General features: G+C 70.6%; 20 protein-coding genes and 1 pseudogene. 8 read left to right on the top strand and 13 right to left on the bottom strand.

The window, feature by feature from the left end; genetic code table 11:
* Positions 1 to 25 precede the first annotated feature (25 nt).
* From OG272_RS29520 to OG272_RS29505, 4 genes are read right to left on the bottom strand one after another with little or no spacing between them, the layout of a single operon-like run.
* Positions 26 to 724: a demethylmenaquinone methyltransferase gene (locus tag OG272_RS29520; RefSeq protein WP_327728229.1), complete on the bottom strand. Its 699-nt coding sequence runs from the start codon at positions 722 to 724 to the stop codon at positions 26 to 28.
* Complete coding sequence (locus OG272_RS29515) at positions 721 to 1,929, bottom strand: acyltransferase (RefSeq protein WP_328223846.1); 1,209 nt, start codon at positions 1,927 to 1,929, stop codon at positions 721 to 723. The genes OG272_RS29520 and OG272_RS29515 overlap by 4 nt, the downstream gene beginning before the upstream one ends.
* The gene (locus OG272_RS29510) at positions 1,929 to 4,274 is read right to left on the bottom strand and encodes a bifunctional polysaccharide deacetylase/glycosyltransferase family 2 protein (RefSeq protein WP_327728231.1); all 2,346 of its coding nucleotides are present in this window, start codon (positions 4,272 to 4,274) and stop codon (positions 1,929 to 1,931) included. Before OG272_RS29510 ends, OG272_RS29515 begins: the two co-directional genes overlap by 1 nt.
* A 17-nt stretch (positions 4,275 to 4,291) precedes the next feature.
* A complete protein-coding gene (locus tag OG272_RS29505) occupies positions 4,292 to 4,738 on the bottom strand; it encodes a hypothetical protein (protein ID WP_328223845.1) in 447 nt (148 codons plus the stop codon).
* Positions 4,739 to 5,022: 284 nt separating this feature from the next.
* Between OG272_RS29505 and OG272_RS29500 the strand changes: the two genes are divergently transcribed.
* Entirely contained in the window at positions 5,023 to 6,087 is a 1,065-nt protein-coding gene (locus tag OG272_RS29500) for a chitinase (RefSeq protein ID WP_328223844.1), read from the top strand.
* A 78-nt stretch (positions 6,088 to 6,165) separates the two neighbouring features.
* Here OG272_RS29500 and OG272_RS29495 read toward each other — a convergent pair whose 3' ends face one another.
* The 5 genes from OG272_RS29495 to OG272_RS29475 form a co-directional block, all read right to left on the bottom strand.
* Positions 6,166 to 6,615 (bottom strand): imidazolonepropionase-like domain-containing protein, encoded by a 450-nt coding sequence (locus OG272_RS29495; protein ID WP_327728234.1) that lies wholly within the window; start codon positions 6,613 to 6,615, stop codon positions 6,166 to 6,168.
* Between the two features lie 7 nt (positions 6,616 to 6,622).
* A complete protein-coding gene (gene mqnC, locus OG272_RS29490) occupies positions 6,623 to 7,822 on the bottom strand; it encodes a cyclic dehypoxanthinyl futalosine synthase (RefSeq protein WP_326579032.1) in 1,200 nt (399 codons plus the stop codon).
* Between the two features lie 125 nt (positions 7,823 to 7,947).
* On the bottom strand, positions 7,948 to 8,721 hold the full coding sequence (locus OG272_RS29485) for an A24 family peptidase (protein ID WP_327728235.1): 774 nt from the start codon (positions 8,719 to 8,721) through the stop codon (positions 7,948 to 7,950).
* Positions 8,722 to 8,955: 234 nt separating this feature from the next.
* Positions 8,956 to 10,755 (bottom strand): serine/threonine-protein kinase, encoded by a 1,800-nt coding sequence (locus OG272_RS29480; protein ID WP_328223843.1) that lies wholly within the window; start codon positions 10,753 to 10,755, stop codon positions 8,956 to 8,958.
* Between the two features lie 209 nt (positions 10,756 to 10,964).
* On the bottom strand, positions 10,965 to 11,810 hold the full coding sequence (locus OG272_RS29475) for a menaquinone biosynthesis protein (protein WP_326579038.1): 846 nt from the start codon (positions 11,808 to 11,810) through the stop codon (positions 10,965 to 10,967).
* 379 nt (positions 11,811 to 12,189) lie between these two features.
* On the opposite strand from OG272_RS29475, the gene OG272_RS29470 reads away from it, so the two are divergent.
* Positions 12,190 to 12,393, top strand: coding sequence for a cold-shock protein (locus tag OG272_RS29470; protein ID WP_007490911.1), 204 nt, complete (start codon positions 12,190 to 12,192; stop codon positions 12,391 to 12,393).
* 248 nt (positions 12,394 to 12,641) lie between these two features.
* On the opposite strand, the gene OG272_RS29465 is transcribed toward OG272_RS29470, so the two are convergent.
* Both OG272_RS29465 and OG272_RS29460 read right to left on the bottom strand, forming a co-directional pair.
* Positions 12,642 to 13,961: a RodZ domain-containing protein gene (locus OG272_RS29465; protein WP_405896090.1), complete on the bottom strand. Its 1,320-nt coding sequence runs from the start codon at positions 13,959 to 13,961 to the stop codon at positions 12,642 to 12,644.
* Between the two features lie 243 nt (positions 13,962 to 14,204).
* A complete protein-coding gene (locus OG272_RS29460) occupies positions 14,205 to 15,008 on the bottom strand; it encodes a hypothetical protein (protein WP_327728238.1) in 804 nt (267 codons plus the stop codon).
* 356 nt (positions 15,009 to 15,364) lie between these two features.
* Here OG272_RS29460 and OG272_RS29455 point away from each other — a divergent pair, with 356 nt between their 5' ends.
* The gene (locus OG272_RS29455) at positions 15,365 to 18,112 is read left to right on the top strand and encodes a LuxR C-terminal-related transcriptional regulator (RefSeq protein ID WP_328223842.1); all 2,748 of its coding nucleotides are present in this window, start codon (positions 15,365 to 15,367) and stop codon (positions 18,110 to 18,112) included.
* Between the two features lie 47 nt (positions 18,113 to 18,159).
* Positions 18,160 to 18,786, top strand: a complete 627-nt coding sequence (locus OG272_RS29450) for a hypothetical protein (RefSeq protein ID WP_328223841.1) — start codon at positions 18,160 to 18,162, stop codon at positions 18,784 to 18,786.
* Here OG272_RS29450 and OG272_RS29445 read toward each other — a convergent pair.
* Complete coding sequence (locus tag OG272_RS29445; protein ID WP_405895239.1) at positions 18,690 to 19,241, bottom strand: ATP-binding protein; 552 nt, start codon at positions 19,239 to 19,241, stop codon at positions 18,690 to 18,692. The two genes, OG272_RS29450 and OG272_RS29445, sit on opposite strands and share 97 nt — an antisense overlap.
* Before the next feature lie 133 nt (positions 19,242 to 19,374).
* Here OG272_RS29445 and OG272_RS29440 point away from each other — a divergent pair, with 133 nt between their 5' ends.
* From OG272_RS29440 to OG272_RS29430, 3 genes are all read left to right on the top strand, one after another.
* The gene (locus tag OG272_RS29440; RefSeq protein ID WP_405895237.1) at positions 19,375 to 20,232 is read left to right on the top strand and encodes a helix-turn-helix domain-containing protein; all 858 of its coding nucleotides are present in this window, start codon (positions 19,375 to 19,377) and stop codon (positions 20,230 to 20,232) included.
* Positions 20,229 to 20,468: a DUF397 domain-containing protein gene (locus OG272_RS29435; RefSeq protein WP_405895236.1), complete on the top strand. Its 240-nt coding sequence runs from the start codon at positions 20,229 to 20,231 to the stop codon at positions 20,466 to 20,468. Before OG272_RS29440 ends, OG272_RS29435 begins: the two co-directional genes overlap by 4 nt.
* Before the next feature lie 237 nt (positions 20,469 to 20,705).
* Complete coding sequence (locus tag OG272_RS29430) at positions 20,706 to 21,200, top strand: hypothetical protein (RefSeq protein ID WP_179201440.1); 495 nt, start codon at positions 20,706 to 20,708, stop codon at positions 21,198 to 21,200.
* Here the strand turns inward: OG272_RS29430 and OG272_RS29425 are convergent.
* Positions 21,166 to 21,948: an IS5 family transposase gene (locus OG272_RS29425; protein ID WP_086753550.1), complete on the bottom strand. Its 783-nt coding sequence runs from the start codon at positions 21,946 to 21,948 to the stop codon at positions 21,166 to 21,168. The two genes, OG272_RS29430 and OG272_RS29425, sit on opposite strands and share 35 nt — an antisense overlap.
* 428 nt (positions 21,949 to 22,376) lie before the next feature.
* On the opposite strand from OG272_RS29425, the pseudogene OG272_RS29420 reads away from it, so the two are divergent.
* Positions 22,377 to 23,601 (top strand): annotated as a pseudogene (locus tag OG272_RS29420) (IS701 family transposase).
* Positions 23,602 to 23,797: the final 196 nt, after the last annotated feature.

The raw sequence follows: 23,797 nt of genomic DNA, 5'->3' as shown, positions 1-23,797 counted from the left end.
AGAGCCTTACGGGCGGTCTTGAGCCCTACGACTGGCCCTTGAACCCCCGGTGCAGCGCGGCGACCCCACCCGTGAGGTTCCGCCACGCGACCTTGTCCCAGCCGGCCTTCCGGAGGCGCTCGGCGAGGCCCGCCTGGTCGGGCCAGGCACGGATGGACTCGGCGAGGTAGACGTACGCGTCCGGGTTGGACGACACCGCGCGGGCGACGGGCGGCAGCGCGCGCATCAGGTACTCGGTGTAGACGGTCCGGAACGGTGTCCACGTCGGGTGGGAGAACTCGCAGATCACGACGCGGCCGCCGGGCTTGGTCACCCGGTACAGCTCGCGCAGCGCGGTGTCGGTGTCCTGCACGTTGCGTAGCCCGAAGGAGATGGTCACCGCGTCGAAGGTGTCGTCCTTGAACGGCAGCTTCGTGGCGTCGCCCGCGGTGAACGGCAGCCAGGAGGTGCGCTCCTTGCCGACCCGGAGCATGCCGAGGGAGAAGTCGCACGGCACGACGTAGGCGCCGGTCCGCGCGAAGGGCAGCGACGAGGTGCCCGTGCCGGCCGCGAGGTCCAGGATCTTCTGCGCGGGGCGGGCGTCCACCGCCCGCGCGACCTCCTTGCGCCAGCGCCGGTCCTGCCCGAGGGACAGCACGTCGTTGGTCAGGTCGTACCGTTTCGCCACTCGGTCGAACATCGAGGCGACTTCGTGCGGCTGCTTGTCCAGGGATGCGCGGGTCACGGGCCCATTGTGGCAGTACGGGCCGGGCGCCCACGCGGCGCCCGGCCCACAGAGGGCCACGGCAACAGCTTCGGCTTCTTCTTCGCCGCCACGTCCTCCACCCAACCGCCGAGCAGGACGAACACGCCGATCAGGAGCCAGCCGATGCCGAACATGAACCACTGGCTCTCCAGCGGCAGGTACGTCTCGAACGCCGGGACGTTCCAGAACCGGTCGATCAGCGGGACGGCGAGGATCAGGGCGATCTCGTGCCAGAGATAGATCGTCACCGCGCGGGAGTTGAAGATCGTGACGGTCCGGTCCAGGTGCCGGAAACGGGTCAGTCCGGCGAAGTCGACCTTGAAGTACGCCTTCGCGTAGAGCAGGAGCGTCACGAACCCGGCGGAGAAGAACGCCTGGGCGAGGGGGATGTCGTCGAGGTCGTACGAGCCGGTCTCCTCCTGGTGGGTGAAGGCGTACAAGGCGCCGAAGCCGAGGGCCGCGAGGGAGAGGGCGGTGACCGCGAACGGCTTCAGCCTCGCCAGGACGCCCTCACGGTGGGCGAAGCCCAGCATCCAGCAGAACAGGAAGGTCGCCAGGTCGGTCAGGGCGCCGCCGAGGCGGTCGTCCGGGGGTTCCCAGAGGAAGTGGAAGACCAGGACCGGCGACAGCGACAGCAGGAGGACCGGGACCGGGGCCAGCCGGAACAGCTTCAGCAGGGGCGGGGAGAGCAGGACGAACCAGAGGTAGGTGCGCAGGTACCAGAGGATCTCCCAGGCCTGTTCGCCCCAGGCGTTGCCCGGGGGGTCGCCCAGCGGGACGACCCAGAAGACGATCTGCCAACCGGGCATCCAGCCGTGGACCAGCATGGCGACGACCACGAAGAGGCCCCAGAACCAGAAGGGGGGCAGGAGCCGCCGGAAGCGGCTCCTGATGACCTTGGGTGCGGGGCGGTCCAGGGACTTCGCCATGAGGGTGCCGGCGAGGGCGAACATGACGCCCATGGAGGGGAAGGCCATGCCGGCCCAGGGCCAGCCGAAGGTGTGGTACGTGACCACGCGGATGAGGGCGAGGGCGCGGAGGGTGTCGAAGTACCTGTCGCGCACGGGGACCTGTATCGGGACCTGCACGGGGACCTCGGTCGCGTCGGGCCCCGGCACAGCAGGGGCAGCAGGAGCAGCAGGAGCCTCGGCCGCGGCCGCGGTCCCCTTCCGGTGCGACCCCATCAGCTCGCCCCGGCCGGTGTGCCGACCTCGCCCGTGCGCTTGAGTTTCTGCCAGCGCAGGCGGCCGCCCGTCAGAGCCGTGACGCAGGAATGGATGAGGACGAGGTACATCATCTGCCGGTAGGCGAGTTGCTGGAGCGGGAGCATCAGCAGATAGCGGTACTTCTCCTTGTCGAGCTTGAAGGCGTAGGCCGCGCAGACCAGTTGGACGCCCAGGACCGCCAGCCAGGCCAGCAGGGAGGCCTGGAAGTCGACGAAGATCATGGCGTAGACGGTGAAGACGTCGATGAGGGGCGCGAAGACCGGTGTGACGACCTGGAAGATGACGACCAGGGGCATGCCGACGCGGCCGAAGCGGCCCGACGGGCCCGTGTCCGTCAGGGACTTGCGGTGCTTCCAGAGGGCCTGCATGGTGCCGTACGACCAGCGGTAGCGCTGCGACCAGAGCTGCTTCAGCGAGGCCGGGGCCTCGGTCCAGGCGCGGGCGTGCTCCTGGTAGACGACGCGCCAGCCCGCGCGGTGCATGGCGATGGTGATGTCGGTGTCCTCGGCGAGGGTGTCCTCGCTCATGCCGCCCACCTCCAGCACGGCGTCACGGCGGAACGCGCCGATCGCGCCCGGGATGGTGGGCATGCAGCGCAGCAGGTCGTACATGCGGCGGTCGAGGTTGAAGCCCATCACGTACTCGATGTGCTGCCAGGCGCCGATCATGGTGGTGCGGTTGCCGACCTTGGCGTTGCCGGCGATCGCGCCGACGCCGGGGTCGGCGAAGGGCTGCACCAGCTTGGCGACGGTGTCGGGCTCGAAGACCGTGTCGCCGTCCATCATCACGACGATGTCGTGACTGGCGTTCCGTACACCGTTGTTGAGGGCGGCGGGCTTGCCCGCGTTCTCCTGGCGGATGACCCGGACGTTGGGATAACCGAGGGCCTCGGCGATCTCCTTGGTGCCGTCCGTGGAGCCGTCGTCGACGACGATGATCTCGATGGGGTGCGTGCTCCGGGCCAGGGAGTGCAGCGTGTTGGCTATGCACTCCTTCTCGTTGTACGCGGGCACGATGACCGTCACCGGGCCGGTGATCGGCGGCCCCCAGCTGAAGCGGCGTTTGTTTCGCTCGCGGAAGTGGCGCCGGGCGAGGATCAGCATCATCCCGAAGCGGCCCATGACCGCGACGCCGACGACCATCAGGCCGACCGAGAGGGTCGGTACGGCGTACTCGGCGACGTAGACGGCAGCGACGAGCGCCTTGCCCTCGTAGAGGGTGGCGCCGGTGGCGGTGCGGTGGGCGGCCTGCGCGTTCGACGTGCCCGGGGTGCCCTGCCCGCCCGCGGCGGCGCCGCCCTGTGTCCCGCCCTGTGTCCCGCCCTGCGCGTCGGCCCCGGCGGCGGCGACGGGGGCACCCGCCTGCTGACCGTTCCGCTGGTTGCCCTGGTTGCCCTGGTCGCTCCGGCCGTTCTCGGCGTCGTCCTTCTGGAGGGCGCCGCTGACGGTGGTGAAGGTGTAGCCCTTGGCCTTCATCTTCTCGATGTAGGTGCCGAGCGCGTCGACCGTCTGGGAGCGGTCGCCGCCCGCGTCGTGCATGAGGACCGAGGCGCCCTTGCCGTCGTCCGGCGTGGCCCACTTGATGATCTTCTTGACGCCGGGCTTCTTCCAGTCGTCGCTGTCGGTGTCGACGAAGACGCTGGTGTAGCCCTCCTCGCCGAGCTTCTGGTAGACGGGCCAGCTGTAGTTGTCGATGGCGTCCGTCTCGGAGGAGTACGGGGCGCGGAAGAGCGTGGTCGTGATGCCGGCCGCGCCCGCGAGGGCCAGCTGTGTCTGGGTCATCTCGCGGGTGACGCGGGCGTCGCTCTGGTACGACAGGTCGACGTGGGTGAAGGTGTGGATGCCGATCTCGTGACCGTCCTCGACCATGCCCTCGACGATGTCCGGGTAGCGCGACACCATCGAGCCGACCACGAAGAAGGTCGCGGGGATGTCGTACTTCTTCAGGACGTCGAGGATCTCCGGGGTCCAGGTCGGGTTCGGGCCGTCGTCGAAGGTGAGCGCGATGGTCTGGTCCGGCACGGACTGCGTCTGGGCCTCACCGCCGCGGAAGGTCAGGATCGGCCCGCCGTCGAGGATGTCCTCGGGTACGTCGCTGGAGCCGGCCCCGGTGCGGACGCGCTGGTCGCCGCCGACCTCGGCGCGCAGATAGCCGTCGAGCAGCATCACACTGGTCAGCCCGAGCAGGAGCAGCAGGGCGAGGATGACCCGGGGTTTCTGCAGGGCGGCGGCCTTGCCGGTGGCGCGTTGGAGCTTGGAGGGGGCGCGTCGGCGGCCACGGCGCGCGGGTGTCGTCGTGCTCATGAGGTGGTGCGCTCCCGTCAGTGGGCGGACGCGGACGGGGACGGTACGGCGGTGGGGGCGCCGGAGGGTGCGGTGCCGCCGGGGGCGCCCGAGGGGATGCCCTCGGGGGCGATGCCGCCCTGGGGCTGCGGGCCGTTGCCGCCGCCGCCCGGCACGCCGGACCGGCCGCCGCCTCCGCCGAACGGGAACAGGTCGGACGGGGACGCGGAGATGCCCCAGCCCATGAACGCCATGCCGAGCACGACGGCGTAACCGAGGCATACCACCCCCAGCAGCGTGCCGCAGCGGCGCAGCAGTCTGGCGCGGCGCCCGGAGTTGTCGACGAACACGGGGCCCTCTTCTGCCGGCCCCGTGCCCTGCCTGCCCTGCCTGCCCTGCCTGCGGCGGCTGCCGCGGGCCGGTGCCGAGGTGATCTCGTACACGGCCTCGGGGGTGGAGTTTTCGTTGGCGGACTCGGATTGCATGTCCCCGGATATTAGGCGGCCTTTATTTGGCCAATTCCCAGCTTCTCTTGTGAGACTCCCATGAGAAACTCCTTAACCTGTCCGTTTCCTTAGAGAATCCATGAACGACTGCGAAGCCGTCGGGGTTTGCTTTTGCGGGCATACACCCCACCCAGATAGGTGCGTTTGTCCGGCTGCCGAACCTTTTGCCGTTCACCGTTCCGTGACCGGCCTTCGGAACTGCAATCCCTCACGAAGCACACATGAAGCACAGCCAGGTGTGATTGATTTCCCTCGTGAGTACCGTGAGGAATTCCCTGAAACCGGCCGTCGGACTGATATGTCTGGTGGCCCTGACCTGCGCGGGCTGCACCACGAAGACGGATGATTCCGCCTCCGCGCCCAGCGCTCCGGCGGGCTCGGCCGGCGCGCCGTCGGCCGCCGAGGAGTCGGCGACGGAGGAGTCGTCGGCGGAGGAGTCGTCGGCGGAGTCCAGGACGTCCACGACCTACGCGCCGTACGTGAACGCCACCGACGCCTCCGGCCTCGACGACGCCGGGTCGGCCGCCGCGTACAACCTGGCGTTCGTGATCGCCGACGGCAAGGCGTGCACGCCCGCGTGGAACGGGACGGACGCGATCGACGACACTGCGGTGAAGTCACGTATCTCGGCGCTCACCGACTCGGGGGCGTCGGTGCGGGTCTCGTTCGGTGGTGCCTCGGGCACGGAGCTGGCTCAGGCCTGCGACAGCGCGTCCGAGCTCGCCGAGGCGTACGGCGCGGCGCTCGACGCGGCCGGCTCGACCGAGGCCGACTTCGACGTCGAGGGCGACGCGCTGCGGGACTCCGACTCCGTCGACCTGCGTTCCGAGGCCATCGCGCTCCTTCAGAAGGACCGACCCGACCTCTCCGTCTCCTTCACCCTCCCCGTCATGCCGTCCGGCCTCGACGACGACGGCGTGGCCCTCCTCGACTCGGCCAACGACCACGCCGTCCAGGTCACCACGGTCAACATCATGACCATGAACTACGCCAGTTCGTACGGCGGTGACATGGGCGACTACGCGGAGGAAGCGGCCGAGGCGACGCACGAGCAGTTGATGGACACCTTCGGCACGAGTGAGTCGACGGCGTGGGGGGCGCTGGCGTTGACCTCGATGCTGGGCGTCAACGACGTCGACAACGAGACGTTCACCCTGGAGGACGCGGCGCAGGTACGGGAGTTCGCGGAGGAGAAGGGGGTGGCCTGGGTGTCGATGTGGGCGACGTTCCGGGATCAGGAGTGCGGGGACGGGGCGAAGGACGAGTTGACCGACTGCAGCGGGGTGGATCAGGAGGACGGGGCGTTCGGGGAGGCGTTCTCGGGGTGAGCCGACACGCCCCTTGATCGCATGTCGCCTCTATGGCCTGTCGCCTTTATCGCATGTCGCCTCTATCGCCTGTCGCCTTTATCGCCGACGGTGGACCAGGCGCCCGGCGCACACCGTGGCCATGCATACGCCGGCCCCGTCGAAGACCGCCAGGTCCGCTCGGCCGTGCTCGGCGATCGCCGTGGGGCGCGGTCGCGGCAGTACCACCACGTGATTGCGCTCGGCGGCCGACCGGAGTTCCGGGGTGTCGACGTGCTCTTCCAGCACCGCCGCCGCCCCCGACTTCAGCACCGCGTGAACGCGTTCACGTGGGGAGGGCGCGTCCGGGAGCGGGCCCTCGTGGAGGTGGGCGGGACCCAGGACACCGGGCCACCGCCGCACGCGGGCGCCCGGGAACCGCGCCCGGACCTCCTCCAGCGACCCCACGGCATGCACTCGGACGCCCTCCACCGCGACGGCGCCGTCCTTGATGGGCTCCGGGTCGTCCCACGTGCGCCGCACCTCGTCGGCGGCGTGAATCGTCAGCATGTGAGCCCTAGTTGGCGTTCAGCAGCTTCAACTCGGGGTGGGCCGTGCCGCCTTCGATGGCCGTGGACGAGATGTGGGACATGACGCGCTCGTCGACGGGGTCGTTCGCCGGGTCGTCGTGGACGACGATGTGCTCGTAGGTCGTGGCCCGCTGGGCGGGGACGCGGCCCGCCTTGCGGATCAGGTCGATGATCTCCATGCGGTTGGAGCGGTGCTTGGCGCCGGCGGAGGAGACGACGTTCTCCTCCAGCATGATCGAGCCGAGGTCGTCCGCGCCGTAGTGCAGGGAGAGCTGGCCGACCTCCTTGCCGGTGGTGAGCCAGGAGCCCTGGATGTGGGCGATGTTGTCCATGAAGAGCCGGGCGATGGCGATCATGCGCAGGTACTCGAAGAGCGTGGCCTGCGTACGGCCCTTCAGGTGGTTGTTCTCCGGCTGGTAGGTGTACGGGATGAAGGCCCGGAAGCCGCCCGTCCGGTCCTGTACGTCACGGATCATCCGCAGGTGCTCGATGCGCTCGGCGTTGGTCTCGCCGGTGCCCATGAGCATCGTGGACGTGGACTCGACACCCAGGTTGTGCGCGGTCTCCATGATCTCCAGCCAGCGCTCGCCGGACTCCTTCAGGGGCGCGATGGCCTTGCGGGGGCGCGCGGGGAGCAGCTCCGCGCCGGCGCCGGCGAAGGAGTCGAGGCCGGCGGCGTGGATGCGCTGGATGGCCTCCTCGACGCTCACCTTCGAGATCCGGGCCATGTGCTCGACCTCGGACGCGCCGAGGGAGTGGATGACCAGCTGCGGGAAGGCCTTCTTGATGGCGGCGAAGTGCGTCTCGTAGTACTCCACCCCGTAGTCCGGGTGGTGACCGCCCTGGAACATGATCTGGGTGCCGCCCAGCTCGACGGTCTCCGCGCAGCGGCGCAGGATGTCGTCGAGGTCGCGCGTCCAGCCCTTGTCCTTGGCCTTCGGCGGGGCGTAGAACGCGCAGAACTTGCACGCCGTCACGCACACGTTCGTGTAGTTGATGTTCCGCTCGATGATGTACGTCGCGATGTGCTCCGTGCCCGCGTACCGTCGCCTGCGTACGGCGTCGGCGGCGGAGCCGAGCGCGTGCAGCGGGGCGTCGCGGTAGAGGTCGAGCGCTTCCTCTGGCGTGATCCGCCCACCCTCTGCGGCACGGTCGAGAACGGACTGGAGATCGGCCTTCTCGGTCACCGGGAGTGTCCCTTTCGTAAGGGTTGAACGGACCGGCCCAGCCTACGCCAGGGGTCCGGATCGGCCGACGTCAGCCCGGCTGCCTGTGGACAACTCCACGGCCGGGGTCCGTCTGATGCTCCGTCTCAGGCCGCGTACGCCTCCAGCAGCAGCCCGGCGTACGCTCCCGCGATCATGAATGGGCCGAGGGCGACCAGCTGTCGGCGTACGGCGCGGCCCCGGGCCGCCATGACCAGGGTGTACGCGCTGCCGATGAGCGCGCCGGCGAACGTGCCGAGGTACAGCGCGCCCCAGCCGTACCAGCCGAGGACGGCGCCGAGGCCCAGGGCCAGCTTCACGTCGCCGAAGCCGAGGGCCACGGGTCTGATGAGGAAGAAGAGGAAGTAGAAGCCGCCGAGGGCGAGCGCGCCGTATGCCGCGGTACGCCACTGCCCCGCGTGCTCGGGTACGAACGCGACCGCGCCGAGGAGCGTGAGGGCCAGGCCCGCGAAAGGGAGGGTCAGGGGGTCGGGCAGGCGTTGTGCCCCGAGGTCCACGAGGGTGAGCAGTACGCCCAGGGGGGCGAGGAGCAGCCAGACGGCGAGTTCGGGGCGGAAGCCTGTGGTCAGGGCGAGGGTGGCGCAGACGAGGGCGGTCGTGGTGGCGACCGTGGTGGTGCGGGGCCCGTAGGCGCAGGTGGGAGGGGTGATGCCCGGGGAGGCGGGCGCCGGGCAGCGGGCGGGGCCGAGCCAGCCGGATGCGGGGCCGGTGATGGGGTGGCCGGCAGGGCATGCGTGCTGCCAGGGGTGTTCCTCGTCGACGGTGAGGCGGTAGGCGGGGCGGGGGAGCAGTGTGCCCACGGCTCCGCCCCACAGGGCGGCGGCCGTGGTGAGTGCGATCAGCCAGGGGTCGAGAGCCACGTGGTCAGCCTATGAGTGGTGGGGTCCGTGGTGTACCGGGATGTTGTCGCCCCCGCCGCCCCTACCCATCCCTTCCCCATCCAGGGGCTGTGCCCCTTCGACCCCCAGATGCGGGTGCGTCGTGGTTGCTCGCGCAGTTCCCCGCGCCCCTGGAAAGCAGGGGCTGCGCCCCGTGCTTTCCAGGGGCGCAGCCAGCCACCACCCACCCGCGGCCGAACCGCCCCCGTCCCCGCGTCACTTCACCTTCGCCAGGCGGGCCGTCGGGTCGCCCGCGGCCGCGTTGTTCGAGGTGTACTGGAGTTCGTCGCCGACGGGGGTGAGGGTGATCTCGTGGGTGTTCTTGGTGCAGGTGCCGGGGTTGTTCTTGGTGTCGGCGATGCTCGTGGCGACGATGTCGTCCTTGGTGACCTTCTTGAGGACGAGCTTGTCGTCGCAGGCGCCGCCGAGGAGGTCGACGGAGCGGAAGGTGCCCAACGGGTCGCCGACCGAGGCCTGTTCGAGGGTGACGGTGAAGGTTCCGGCGGGGAGGTTGCCGTCCAGGGCGTAGCCCTCGCCCTCCCAGGTGCCGAGGTACTTCTTGGGCAACTCGCCCTCCGCGTCGCCCGGCAGCTCCGAGTCCTGGCCGCCGTCGGTCGGGCCGGCGCTCGCCGACGGCGCCTGGTCGCTCGCCTTGCTGCCGCTGTCGTCCTCGCCCTTGAGCATCCCGAGCCCGAACAGCGCCCCCACGCTCACCACCGCGAACGCCCCCACGACCGCCAGGGCGACCGAGCAACTCACCTTCCGGCCGCGCCCGTTCGCCGTGGTCGTGGACGCCGCCGCCACGCTCAGGGACAGCCTGCCCGGCGCCGAGGACGAGGAGGGCGGCGTCGGCGGAGCCGTGTCCGCCACCACGGCGTCGGACCGCTGCCCCGGCACGTGCGTCAGGGGCGGCGCCTGCGGCGACATCACCGGCGGCGGCCCGAACACCCCGCTCGCGGCGGGCACTTCGACCTTCGCCTCGCCGGGCGGGGTCCCCGTGTCCGGTGAGCCCGTGTCCGGTGAGCCCGTGTCCGGTGAGCCCGTCCCCACCGCCGACGCCCCCACCCCCACCCCCACCGACGGACTGCTGAACCCCACCGGCCCGGACGGGACTTCCTCCGCCGCCTCCAGGTTCAGCAGCTGCACCGCGCTCCGGCCGACCTGTTCCACCAGCGGACCCGGCAGCCAGCCCGCCGCCACCAGGCGGGCCGCGCCCTGGGGGGCCAGGGCGCGGGCGATGTCGTCGGGGGTCGGGCGGGCGGTGGGGTCCTTGGACAGGCAGTGCGCGACCAGGTCCCGCAGGTCGCCCTCCAGCCCGTCCAGTCGGGGCTCCTCGTGGACGACCTTGTAGAGGAGGGCGGCGGAGGAGTCGCCGGGGAACGGGGACAGGCCCGTCGCGGCGTACGCGAGGACGGCGCCGAGGGAGAAGACGTCCGCCGCGCCGGTGATCCCCTTGCCGAGGATCTGCTCGGGCGACATGTAGCCGGGAGAGCCGATCGAGACGCCGGTCGAGGTCAGGGACGCCGTGCCGTCCGTGGCGCGGGCGATGCCGAAGTCGATGAGGAGGGGGCCGTCCACGGTCAGCAGCACGTTCGAGGGCTTCACGTCCCGGTGGACCAGGCCCAGCGCGTGCACCGCCGAGAGGGCTTCCGCCAGGCCCGCGCCCAGCACGCGTACCGAGTGCGGGGGCAGGTGGCCGCCGTCCGCGATCGCCGCCGTCAGGGTCGGGCCGGCCGCGTACCCCGTCGCCACCCACGGGACCGACGCCTCCGGGTCCGCGTCCAGGACGGGAGCGGTCCAGGAACCGCCCACCCGGCGGGCCGCGTCGACCTCACGCCGGAAGCGGGCGCGGAACTCCTCGTCCAGGGCGAAGTGCGGGTGCACGACCTTCACGGCGACGGTACGGCCGCCCGCGCTGCGCCCCAGATAGACGCGGCCCATCCCGCCGGACCCGAGCCGGCCGAGCAGCCGGTAGGGCCCCACGACCGTGGGTTCGCCGGCATCGAGCGGTTGCATGGGCCACACCTCCCCCGTACGTCTCCCGGACGCCACCCCGTACGTTCCCCCGTACGAACGCTCCACGACGCACGACTCCCCAGCAGCGTAGTGCCGTACGCCCGAAGGGGAATGCGAACGTCGGCGGCAGATCCTCGGCCGATCCCACAGAAGGCGGAATTCGTCAAACGAAATTCCGGGAAGTTCGCCGGGACCTCCGGGGGAAATGTTCAGGAAAGCAGGTCGACCTTCACGTCCGCCGGAAATCCGGTGGTCGGGCCGACCCGGCGCGCGAACTCGGCGACCGCGGCCAGCTGGGGTCCGCCGAAGCGGAAGTCGAGGGTGGTGAAGTACCGCTCCAGGACCTGTTCGTCGAAGGCCTCCCAGCGGGCCGCCTGCTCGGCGACCTTGCCCACCTCGGTCAGGGACAGGTCGCGGGAGGCCAGGAACGCCTGGTGCACCTTGCGGGTGACCTCCGGCTCCCGCTCCAGGTAGTCCCGGCGCGCCGCCCACACCGCGAAGACGAACGGCAGCCCCGTCCACGCCTTCCACATGGCGCCCAGGTCGTGCACCTCCAGCCCGAAGTTCGGCCCGTCGAGCAGGTTGGCCCGCAGCGCCGCGTCACCGATGAGCACCGCCGCCTCCGCCTCCTGCATCATCAGCGAGAGGTCGGGCGGGCAGGTGTAGTACGACGGCTGTACGCCGACGCTCTCGGCCAGCAGGAGTTGCGCGAGGCGTACGGAGGTGCGCGAGGTGGAGCCCAGTGCGACGCGTGCGCCGTCCAGGCGTTCGAGTGGTACCTGGGAGACGATGACGCAGGACATCACCGGACCGTCGCAGCCGACCGCGATGTCCGGGAAGGCGACCAGGTCGTCCGCGTTGCGCAGGAACTCGACGAGCGTGATCGGCCCGATGTCGAGGTCCCCGCGCACCAGCTGCTCGCTGAGCTTCTCAGGGGTGTCCTTGGTCAGCTCGAAGTCGAGGAGCGTGCCCGTTCTCGCGAGCCCCCAGTACAGGGGCAGGCAGTTCAGGAACTGGATGTGGCCGACGCGCGGCCGGTTGCGAGAATTGTCCACATCGCGAGGCTAGCCCTCATGTTGTACGGTGCGGGCTCCGGGGCCCGCGACGGGTTCGCGGAACCGAATGTTCACCCGCTGTCAATACTCTCGACGGCGTGTCGTCCATGCGACTGGTGATGCGGAAGACGCGATACGTCAACCCACGAACCGAGCCCGTCAAACATCCGGGTGACGTGATCTTGCCCTCTATTGCATTCCCGTGCCCGCGTGCTAGGCTCGCCGCAAGTTGCAGTTTGGTTTCCCTTGCAGTACAGAGCCTGCGGAGCATGTAACCGCGGGCTCTCGTCGTTTTCAGACGTATGCAGTTGTGCGGCATCTTGTTTTCACACTTGCAGGGTTCTGGAGCAGGGCAACCCTTTGGGCCCAAGGAGGGCTTATGGCTACCGGAACCGTGAAGTGGTTCAACGCCGAAAAGGGCTTTGGCTTCATCGCCCAGGAAGGTGGCGGACCGGACGTGTTCGTCCACTACTCCGCCATCAACGCGAACGGCTTCCGTTCGCTGGAGGAGAACCAGCAGGTCTCCTTCGACGTGACGCAGGGCCCGAAGGGCCCGCAGGCGGAGAACGTCACCCCCGTCTGATCGAGGGATGCCCCTCTGACGACGTCTGAGAGCAGTACCCAAGGAGCCCCTTGCCTTTCGGCGAAGGGGCTCCTGCCTTTTGCCCTCCTACGCCTTTTCCCTCCCAGCTGTGCCGCATCACGAGGACGAACGTCATCCCGGGCGCCAGCGCCTCGTACGAGTGCGGCACGTCATCCCGGGCGCCAGCGCCTCGTACGAGTGCGGCACGTCACCCCGGAACGCCATGGAGTCCCCGGGAGCGGCGGCGGTCAGTCACCCTTCGTGTAGGTCAGCCGCTCCACGGTGCCGGCGGTGAAGTCGTTCTCGATCTTCTTGCCGTTCACGACGAGTCGGACGGCGCTCGCGTCGCCGAGGACCAGGGTGATCCGGTCCTTGTCGGAGAACGTCTTGGTCTCACCCTGCTGGAGCAGACCGTCGAAGAGGATCTCGCCGACGGCGTCCTTGGCCGAGATCCAGCTCCTGCTGTACTGAGCCGTGATCCGAACCGTGACCTCGTCCCTGGGCCCTTTGCCTTCACCGCCCTCGTCCGCCTCGCCCCCGGCGTCGGGTGAGCCGGTGCTCCCACCGCCGCCTCCGGGAGTCGCGCCGGCCGACGACGTCGGCGAGGAGGTCGACCCGCCGGCCGAGGGCGCACCGCTTCCCCCGTCCCTGTTCGCCACGTACACCGCGCCGCCGACGAGCACGGCCACGGTGACCAGGGCGACGACAGCCCTGGCCGGCCCGAACGCCCGCGTGGGCCCGGCCGGGGTCGGCGGCCGGTGGCCGACGAGAAGGGTCGTCGCCTCCTCGGAGGTGCCCGGGGCGGATGGGGTGGTCGAGGTGGACGGGGTGGTCGGGTCCGAGGCCGGGCCGGGAGTCAGCTGGTTCAGGAGGCTGTCGGGGGTGGGCCGGTCGGCCGGGTCCTTGGACAGGCAGGCGGCGACCAGGGAGCGCAGCCCTTCCGGCACCTCGGACACATCGGCGGACTCGTGCACCGACCGGTACATCAGCCCCATGGGCGTACCGCCGCCGAACGCGCTGCCGCCGGCCGCCGCGACGAGGACCGCGCCGAGCGCGAACACATCGGCGGCGCCGGTGACTTCGAGGCCCTGCGCCTGCTCGGGGGCGAGATAGCCGGGGGTGCCGAAAGCCGCTCCGGTGGAGGTCAGCCGGGTGGACTCCACGGCTCGGGCGATACCGAAGTCGAGGACCCTGGGACCGTCCTCGGCCATGATGATGTTGCCGGGTTTCAGATCGCGGTGGACGAGCCCGCAGGCGTGGACGGCCTGCAGGGCCTCCGCCAGGGCGGCGCCCAGCAGCCGCAGCCGGTGCTCGTCCATCGGGCCCCGCTCCGCGAGCAGGTCGGACAGCGTGGGCCCCGGGATGTACGCCGTGGCCAGCCAGGGCGTCTCCGCCTCCGGGTCCGCGTCCACGACCGGGGCGGTGTGGAAACCGCCGACCCTGCGCGCGGCGTCGACCTCGGCCCGGAACCGTGCGCGGAAATTCCGGTCGGCCGCCAGCTCGGGATGGGCCACTTTCACCGCGACGGCGCGACCACCGCGCGACCGGGCGAGATAGACCGTCCCCATGCCTCCCGCGCCGAGCCGCCGTTCGACGGTGTAGGCACCGATACGCGACGGCAGGACCGCCCCCGGCTCCACCACTGCCCGCCTCCCCCGCTGCGACACCGCGCACCATTATGACGACGCGGGGTGACAGCGCGTTCCGTTGGGGCGCGAGGAAACCGCGCCCGTTCCCTATGGGGCGCGAGGAAACCGCGCGGCCGGCCACGACGAAGCACGCGGCGATGAACCGGCCCCTGGAGGGAGCGCTTACGAGCGCAGTTCCTCCAGCACCCGTCGCAGCCGGATGCCCGGCCCCAGGTCCGGTTCGAGGCCCTTGGCCTTCAGCAGGGCGGTGAGGGAGGCCTGGACGACCTCGGCGCCCTCGGGCGCGACCCGTTCGGAGACCTCCAGCCACTCCAGACAGGCCCCGTCGGCATCGCCGCCCCCGTCGGCGCCGCCCCCGTCGGCCAACGTGCGGCGCTCCAGGGTCACTTCGTGATGGTCGAGGCGTACGCCGCGCCAGCGGACCGTGTGCACGGGGCCGAGGACGTCGAGCGAGCCGAAGCCGACGTCGATGTCGGCGCACTCGGTGAGAAACGCGCGCTGGCGGTCGGAGAAGACGCGGTCCAGCGGCTCGTCGCCGGTGGCGGCGGCCTCCACGGCCGTACGCCCGCAGTCGGAGACGAGGGCGGCGGAGAGGACCCGGCGGTCGCCCGACCAGGCGCCCGCCAGGTGGAAGGAATCCGGTCCCTGCTCTCGGAAGCGCAGCCAACGTTCCGAGAGCCGGGACCGGCGACAGGGCCGCAATTCCGCGGTCGCGGCCCCGCCTCGCCCGCTCCCCGCCCGTAGGCGCAGGATCAACCCCGCATCCAGAAGCGGCAGGTGACCTGGCGCCGTGGAGCGGGCGAGGGCCTCACAGAAGTAGACGCGGCGCCGGGCTCCCCCGGTGTCCGGCGCCAGCGCCCAAGTCGCGGCGGCAGCGCCCGCACCCGAGAACGTCACCTTGATCTCGACCGAGTCGAGCCGGTCGGATGCCGAGGTGAGATCCCCGCGTCCCACGGATGCCGGCATGCGCCGTCCCCCTAGTTCCGCGACCTGGTTCATTCCCCTGATTTCCCTGATCTTCCTGATTTCCTTTGAGTTGCGAACCTCTTGTGGTGCGATCCCCCTGTGGTGCGATCCCCCTGTGGTGCTGTGGTGCTGTGGTGCTGTGGTGCTGTGGTGCTGTGGTGCTGTGGTGCTGTGGTGCTGTTGCGCACCACCATTGAAGGCCCGGGGCGACACCCCTCGCTTCCGGGAAGTCCCTACATCTCCCCTGACCTCTCCCCTTGGGGGCATGATGGACGGGCGGGGCCGGGCACGGGCGGGCACCAGGGGGTGGCGCATTGTTACGGGGACTCGTCGGTCGGGAGCGGGAACGCCGGCTGATGGACGACCTGCTCGTGGCGGGTGGGGCGGGTGGGGCGGCGCTGTTGCTGTGGGGCGCGCCCGGCATCGGAAAGACCGCCCTGCTGGACTACGCGGCGGAGCGCGCGACGGCCGGAACCTCCGGCGCGGCACCGGCCACCGTCCTGCGCGCCCGGGGCATCGAGACCGAGACTGTATTGCCCTTCGCCACCCTCGGCGACCTACTGATGCCCCATTCATCCCTTTTCAGGGAACTCCCCGGAGCCCAGCGCTCGGCCCTGGAATCCTGTCTGGCCCTGAGCGGCGACCCGGCGGACCCGCCGGGCAATCCGTACGCCGCCTGTATGGGCGCCCTCAACGTCCTCGCGGCGCTCGGCGACGAGCGCCCGGTCGTCGTCCTCGTCGACGACCTGCACTGGGTGGACCCCTCCTCCCAGCGCGTCCTGCTCTTCGTCGCCCGCCGCCTGTCGAGTGAGCGGGTCGCCCTGGCCCTCGGTTCCCGCGAGGACCACGGCGAGTCGGGGCCGCGGCGCAGCATCCCCGCCGTGCAGGTGGGCGGGTTGGCGCCGGAGGAGTGCGCCACGTTGCTGGACGGCCGCGTGACACCCAACGTCCTCGCCGACCTCGTACGCATCAGCGGCGGCAACCCGCTCGCCCTGCGCGAGATCGCGAGCGGGCTGACGGACGAACAGGCGCGCGGCGAAAGGCCCTTGCTCGACCCGCCCTCCCTCGGCAGTCATCTGGAGCGCGCCTGGGCGGCCCGTATCGACGCTCTGCCGGACCCCGCCCGCCGGGCCCTGGTGGTGCTGGCGGCGAGCCGCTCGGCGGCGGCGGGCCCGCTGCGCAAAGCCCTGGAGGCGGCCGGCCTCTCCCTCGACGCGCTGTCCCCCGCCGAGGAGGACGGCCTGATCACGGCCACGGCGGACGGGCTGGACTTCCACCACCCGGTGCTGCGCGCGCTGGTGCTGGGCCGCGCCCCCCTCGCGCACCGCTACGCCGCGTTCCAGGCGCTGGCCGAGGTGAGTACGGGCCCGCTGCACGCCTGGTACCGGGCGTCCGCGACCCCCGGCCCCGACGAAGAGGCCGCGGCGGCGCTCGCGGCGGCCGCGGCGGAGGCCCGCCGCCGCAGCGCCTTCGGCGAGTCGGCCCTCGCCTGGCGCCGCGCCGCCGAACTCACCCCCGACCCCGCGCCCCGCGCCGACCGCCTCCACCACGCCGCCTCCGACGCCCTGCTCAGCGGCTCCCCGGCGGGGCCCCAGTGGTGCGAGGAGGCCCTCCGCATCACCCCCGACCCGGCCGTACGCGCCGCCATCCAGGGCCTGCTGGGCCGGATGTACACCTGGAAGGGCGAGACGGCCCAGGCGTACGGCCTCCTCGTGAACGCCGCCGACGCCGTACGCGACACCGACCGCACCCGCGCCTGCCTGCTCCTCGCGGAGGCGACGGCCGCCGCGCGCCTGGACGGCCATGTCCCGGCGGCGGTACACGTGGCCGAGCGGTCCCTGGCCCTCGCCTCCGAGTCCGGCCCCGAACGCTGGTACAGCCTCACCCTCCTCGGCGGCGCCCTCGTCATGTCCGGCCGTACCGCCGAGGGCCGCGCGATGCTGGAGGCCGCCGACCGCCACGGCACCGGCGGCGACCCCGTCCGCGACCAGCAGGTCTACGCGATCGCCGGGCAGGCCTGGAGCCGCGTGGAGGAGTTCGTACGCGGGCGCCGGCTGCTCAACACGGCCGTGGAGTCGGCGCGGCAGCACAGCGCGGTGGGCGTGCTGGGCTTCACCCTCGCCGTACGGGGTGAGCTGGAGACCCGTATCGGTCAATGGGCCTCCGCACGCGGTGACTTGACCGAGGCTCTGCGCTGGGCGGAGGAACTCGGCCAGCTGACCTGCGTGAGTTACGCCCTCTACTGCCTCGCCCGCCTCGAAGCCCTGCGCGGCGACCGCGTCGAGTGCGAGGAGCATGTGGCGCGGGCGCGGCGGGAGTGCGGGGCGTACGGGATCGGCTGCCAGGAGTTCCACATGACGGCGGTCCTCGGTCTGTCGGCCCTCGCCCACGGCGACCACGACGCGGCCGCCGACCAGTTGGAGCAAACGTTGTCACTGGCGGTCGAGCAGGGCATCGGGAACCCCGAGGTGGTCCCCTTCGCGGCGGACCTGGCCGAGGCGCACGTACGGGCGGGGAACGCGGCGCGGGCCGTCGAGGTGGTGTCCTGGCTGGAGGAACGGGCGCGGGAGACCGGCCTCGCCTCGGCCGAGGCCGCGGCGGCCCGGGTCCGGGGGCTGATGGCGGGGACGCCGGAGGAGGCGGAGGCCTACTTCGGCGCGGCGTTGCAGGCCCACCAGCGGACGACGGGCCCCTTCGACTGGGCGCGGACCCTGCTGTGCGAGGCGGAGGTCCTACGGCGCTACCGGCGCCCGGGGGCCGCCCGCGCCCCCCTCGCCTCCGCCCTGGCCTGCTTCGAACGACTCGGCGCGGTGCCGTGGGCCCGGCGGGCGGCGAGCGAACTGGCTGCGGCCGGGGGGATGTTGAAGAGCACCGCCCAGTCCTCGGCGGGGGGTATGGGCGGGGTGCTCGACCAGCTGACACCCCAGGAGTTCCAGGTGTCGCGCGCCATCGCCCGCGGCCTCAACAACACGGAGGCGGCCGCGTCGTTGTTCGTGTCGCGGAAGACGGTGGAGGCCCATCTCACCCGCGTCTACCGAAAGTTGCACGTCCGGTCGCGAACGGACCTGACGCGGTTGCTGACGGCGGCGGACCTGGTGGATTGAGTACGGGTACTCATGTGGGCGTCTCCGGCGACCGACATGGTTCAGACATGAGACCGAATTTCCTTGCGAAGCACTTCCTTCCGAAGTGCCTGCTGGCGGCCGCGCTCGGGAGCGCCGCCGTCCTGGGCGGCCTCGCCGCGCCGAGCGCCACGGCCGCTCAGACCTCCACGGTCGGCGTCGCCGCGGCGAGCGACGACGCGGAGGCGCGGTTCTTTGAGTTGCAGGACCTCTTCTGGCAGGTCTGTGCCCCGGACGTCGAGGCCGGCGGCGAGTTGGCGGCATCTTCCGCCACCGAGACCACGCCGGTCGATCCGGTCGATCCGGTGCCGACGGACCCCTACGATCCGGTGCCGCTGGACGTCACCGAGCAGTGTGTCGCCGACCGGAACGCACTGCGCATCAGCAAGGCGTTCTCGGGCAAGGACACCACCACCTACGAGGCGGTGCAGGAGAAGCTGACGAGCCTGCGCTACCCGGCGGCGCGGATCCACCGCATGCCGGACCACGGGGGCGCGCCCCGGGCAAGGCTCGACCTGCGCTTGGGGGACGACCGCGCTGCTCTGGAGGTGACCGGCACCTACCTCGGAGTGATGGTCGAGACGTTCGGCGCCTCCAAGGGCGTGAGCGCGACCGAGGTGCTGCTGGAGCCGCAGGTGGACGAGCCCACGTCCTGACGCCGCTGGGGGCCGGCGTTGGTACCGGTACTCAGCTCGGCCCACACGCTCTTGCCCGGGGCGCGGTCCTCGACGCCCCACTTTTCGGCGAGGGCCTCGACGATCAACAGCCCCCGCCCGGACTCGGCCCCGGGCTCCGGCCGCCGCGTTTTCGGCCGCCGCTTCTCGCACGCGTCGGCCACCTCGATACGTACGGTGCCGGTCACCCACACCACTTTCAGCAGAAAGCTGTGCCCGGAGACGTACCCGTGCATCGCGGCGTTCGTCACCAGCTCGGCGACGACCAGCACGGCGTTGTCGTACTCCTCGCTCCCCTGGGGGATGCCCCAGGCGTTCAGCCGCTGCGCGACGATCCTTCGCGCGAGTCGGGCGCCTCGGCGGCTGGGGGTGAAGAGTTGCCTGAACTCACCGAGGACGGTGGGAGTCATGGGGGTCGTGGGGGTTTCCGAATTCATGTCACTCAGCGTGGTCGTCCGGTTCTAGTCTGACCAGGTACGACGGCGGGACGCTATGTAGCCGTATGGGTGCGGTGTACGAGGCGTCGGCTCGTCGGCCGTGACCACGACGAGGTGAGGGCGGTGCAGGGGGATGGCGGATGAGCGCAGGCCGGAGACTCCGGCGGAGGCCGACGGTACGACCGGGTTGTTCGCGGCGGTCGGCAAGCTGCTGAAGCTACTGCGGGAGCGGGCGGGGCTCACGCAGAAGGAGTTGGGGGAGGCGGTGGGGTACGGGCCGGATGCGATCGGAGCGATGGAGCGGGGGGTGCGGGTGGCTCGGCCGGAGGTGTTGGAGAAGGCGGATGAGCTTCTGGATGCCGGCGGGCTGTTGAGGGCGATGGTCCCTGAGATCAAGGAGGGGATGAAGAAGGCGCGGACTCGGCATCCGGAGTGGTATCGGGGATACGCCGCCTTGGAGGCGCAGGCCGTCTCGCTGTACGACTACAGCACGATGGGTGTGCTCGGGCTGCTCCAGACCGAGGACTACGCCCGGGCCGTATTCACCCAGCGGTTCCCGCCACTGAGCGAGGACACCATCGAGAAGCGGGTCGCGGACCGCCTCTCCCGACAGCAGATCTTCGAGCAGTGGCCGCCGCCGGAGTGCAGCTTCGTGATGGAGCAGTCAGTACTTGAACGGCCGATCGGCGGCCCCGAGGTGCACGCGGGGCAGCTACGGCAGCTGTTGCGGATCGGGGGCATGCGCAATGTGCAGCTTCAGGTGATGCCGACCGGGCGGCCGGAACACCCCAGCCTGGGCGGCTCCTTCACCTTGCTAACTCCCAAGCGCCAGGAGCAAGTTGCCTATATGGAGGCGCAGGGTTACCCACGCCTGGTCACCGACCGAGAAGAGGTACGCATCCTCGCTGCGCGCTATGGGATCATCCGGGCGCAGGCTCTCAACCCGCACGAGTCCCTGGACCTGATCGAGAAGAAGCTGGAACGGCGATGAACATAGAGCAGCTGAGCTGGTTCAAGTCGAGCTACAGCGACGGCGAGGGCGGCCAGTGCCTCGAAGCCGCCTACACCTGGCGCAAGTCATCCCACAGCAGCGGCGAGGGCGGCCAATGCGTCGAGATATCCCCCTGCCCCCACACCATCCACATCCGCGACTCGAAGAACCCCCGCGGCCCTCGCCTCACCCTCTCCCCCACCGCTTGGTCTGCCTTTCTCTCAGACTGCCGATGAAGTCCACCGGGCGGTGTCGAGTTCGCAAAGGCCTGCCTAGACCCAGGCGTCACCGTATGGAGCGGGACCAGACCCACTCCACACCCTTGCCCGCAGGCATCACAAACTGGCCTTGCTGGGCTTAGAAGCCGTTGTCTTTCCGAGAGTGACGGGCGTGTTTCTGCTGGTCAGGTGTAGGGGTGGTGTTTCGGCGGGAGGGACGGGTTGTTGTGTCGTCTCTTCGGTGGAGGTGCCGGGATGCCGTCGGTGATGGGGTTGCTGGAGGAGCGTGAACGCGTCGCTCGGCAGCGGGTGGATGCTCTCCAGGCCGAGCTGCGGGAAGCGGAGGCGGTGTGGGAGCGGTTCGTGATTGCCCGTGAGACGGTGGGTGAGGTTCTGGCGGAGCCTCGCGGAGGCGAGGACGTGGCGCCGGTCGTGGTGGCCGGCGAACGGCCGGTGCAGGTCAGGCAGGCGGTGCCCGGCTCAGTGGTGCCTCACTGGGAGGAAGGGCTCGCCCCGGCGGTTCTCGCGCCGGACTACCAGCGGATCATGGACGTGCTGGCCGGCGGGAACGGGATGCGCGGGGAGGCGATGGACTGTCGTCAACTCGCGGCAGGCCTCGGGCTGGAGCCGGTCCCGGCGAAGGTGGAAGGGGTGCGGTCGAAAGCCAAGCGGCTGGCCGCGCGGGGCTGGCTGGCTGAGGAACGTCCGGGGCTGTTCAGCGTGCCCGTCGGGCGAGGCGGCGGCTCATGACTGTGCTCATCGCCCACTTGATCACTGCCTCCGAGGTGTCGGTGCGCGTCTCGTAGTCGCGGGCCAGCCGGCGTGAGTGCATCAGCCACGCGAACGTGCGCTCCACCAGCCACCTCTTCGGCAGCACGATGAAACCGCTGGTGTCGTCGCTGCGTCTGACCACGGTCAGCGCGATCCGCCAGGCGTCGCGGGCGAGGTCGACCAGGCGCCCGGTGTAGCCGCCGTCGGCCCACACCCGCGTGATGCGCCAGTGCCGTTCACGCAGCCGGGCCAGGAGTGTCTGCCCCGCGTCCCGGTCGGTGACCGAGGCCGCGGTCACCGTCACGGCCAACAGCAGTCCGAGGGTGTCCACCACGATGTGCCGCTTGCGGCCGTTGACCTTCTTCCCGCCGTCGAAGCCCCTGGTCGCGCCCGGCACCGACGCGGCTGCCCTCACCGACTGCGCATCGATGACGCCGGCCGTCGGCTCCGGGTCCCGGCCCTCAGCCCGGCGGACCCGGTCGCGCAGCCGGTCGTGGAACTCGGCGGTCAGGCCCTTGTCCCGCCAGCGCCGGAAGAAGGCGTAGACGCGGTCCCACGCGGGAAAGTCCGCAGGCATCGCCCGCCAGGTGATACCGCCCGCGACCAGATAGCGCACCGCGTCGACCATCTGCCGGTGGCAATAGCTCTCCGGTTGCCCGCCACGGCCCTCCAGCCAGCCGGGAACCGGCATCGCCTCACGTACGACGGCCCACTCCGCGTCGCTCATGTCGGACGGATACTTCGGTCGCCTGTACGGCCGGTCCCTGGCGTTCCCGAACCGGTGTGCGAGGCAATCACACTCCAGGGAAGCTTGGTTGGACGCCATCGACGCCGGCACGGAAGACTGCAGCACCAGGGGCCTCCTGTTGCTCGGTTGGATTCGACACCCACGAGCTGTGCGGGAGGCCCCGCTTTCATGCCCGGTTGGCCACGAGATCACCCGACCGAGTCGACAACCTCGAACTCACGCCCACCAAGATCGATAGAGCAACAGCTTCTTAGTACTCCAGCAGGATTTCGCTGTCTGACCTGGTCTTTTCGCCGGGTGGCGGGAGTGTAGCGGGACTTCGATCGTGCGGGGGCGGTCTCACGGAGAGCGCCCTCGATTGTGCGACAACGCCGCAGGTAGTGACAGCGGCGGGGCAACCTCCGAGGGTGATCACCGAGTCTGCCGCCGCGCAGTGGGACCTCGAACTGGACGATCTCTTCCTGACCATCGGGCACCGCTTCGGCCGAGTCGAGCTCCGCCGCCGCATGCGGGACTACGCGCGCGGGCTGCTCGCCCCGGTGGCCCGCAAGAACAGCTGGCAGCTGGCCGAACAGGCCTGCCACTCCACCCCGGACGGCCTGCAGCACCTCCTCGCCGGATCGAAGTGGGAACCCGATGACATCCGCGACGACCTGCAGGAATACGTCGCCGGCAAGCTCGGCGAGGCTGGCGGCGTCCTGATCATCGACGACACCGGGTTCATCAAGAAGGGCACCACCTCCGCCGAGGTCCAGCGCCAGTACTCCGGAACCGTCGGCCGGACCGAGAACTGCCAGATCGGCGTCTTCGCCGCCTACGTCTCCGCCCGTGGCCGGGCTCTGGTCGACCGCGAGCTCTACCTCCCGAAGTCCTGGACCGAGGACCGGGATCGCTGCCGCACCGCAAGGGTCCCCGACGAGCGGGAGTTCGCCACCAAAGGTGAACTGGCCCGGCACATGGTGCTGCGGGCCCTCGCCTCGCCGCTGCCCATTGCCTGGGTGACTGCGGACTCCGCCTTCGGTCAGGACAACCGATTCCGTCGGCTGCTGGAACAGTCGGGTGTCGGCTACGTGCTGGCCGTCCCCAAGTCCCAGTTCAGTGTGGGCTGTTCGCGGATCGAGGGCCTGTTCGCGCAGGCCCCGGACGAAGCGTGGGAGAAGATCTCATGCGGTGACGGCGCGAAGGGGCCCCGCGTCTACCACTGGGCAGCGGTGCGGCTGCCGGCCGTTGCCGAGTTCGACTATCAGGGCGAGGTCCCTCACCGGATGCGGTGGGCACTGGCCCGGCGCAGCATCAGCAAGCCCGACGAGATCGCCTACTACCTCGCCTACGCGCCCCCTTCAGGTCACCGTCCAGGAGCTGGTGCGGGTCGCCGGGGCGCGCTGGGCGATCGAGGAGTGCTTCCAGGCGGCGAAGAACGAGTGCGGCCTGGATCAGTACGAAGTCCGCCGCTACGTGGGCTGGTATCGGCACATCACTCTGGCCATGCTCGCTCACGCTTTCCTGGCCGCTACGGCACACCAGCTCTGGGAAAAGGGGGCGCAACAGGTGAGACACCCGAGGTCATCGGGCTCACAGTGGCGGAGGTTCGGCGACTCCTGGCAGCTTGTCGTGCCCGGCCCCCGCACCTGAGCGGACACCGCGGACGACACCACGCGCTGAGCTGGTCGAACTGGCGCCGCCGACGCCAAGCAGTCGCCCGCCGCTGTCACTACCTGCGGCGTTGTCGCACGATCGAGGGGCGCTCTCCGTGAGACCGCCCCCGCACGATCGAAGTCCCGCTACACTCCCGCCACCCGGCGAAAAGACCAGGTCAGACAGCGAAATC

The organism is Streptomyces sp. NBC_00104, from assembly GCF_045160825.1.
Taxonomy (GTDB): domain Bacteria; phylum Actinomycetota; class Actinomycetes; order Streptomycetales; family Streptomycetaceae; genus Streptomyces.
This window is presented reverse-complemented; position numbering and strand designations above follow the sequence as displayed.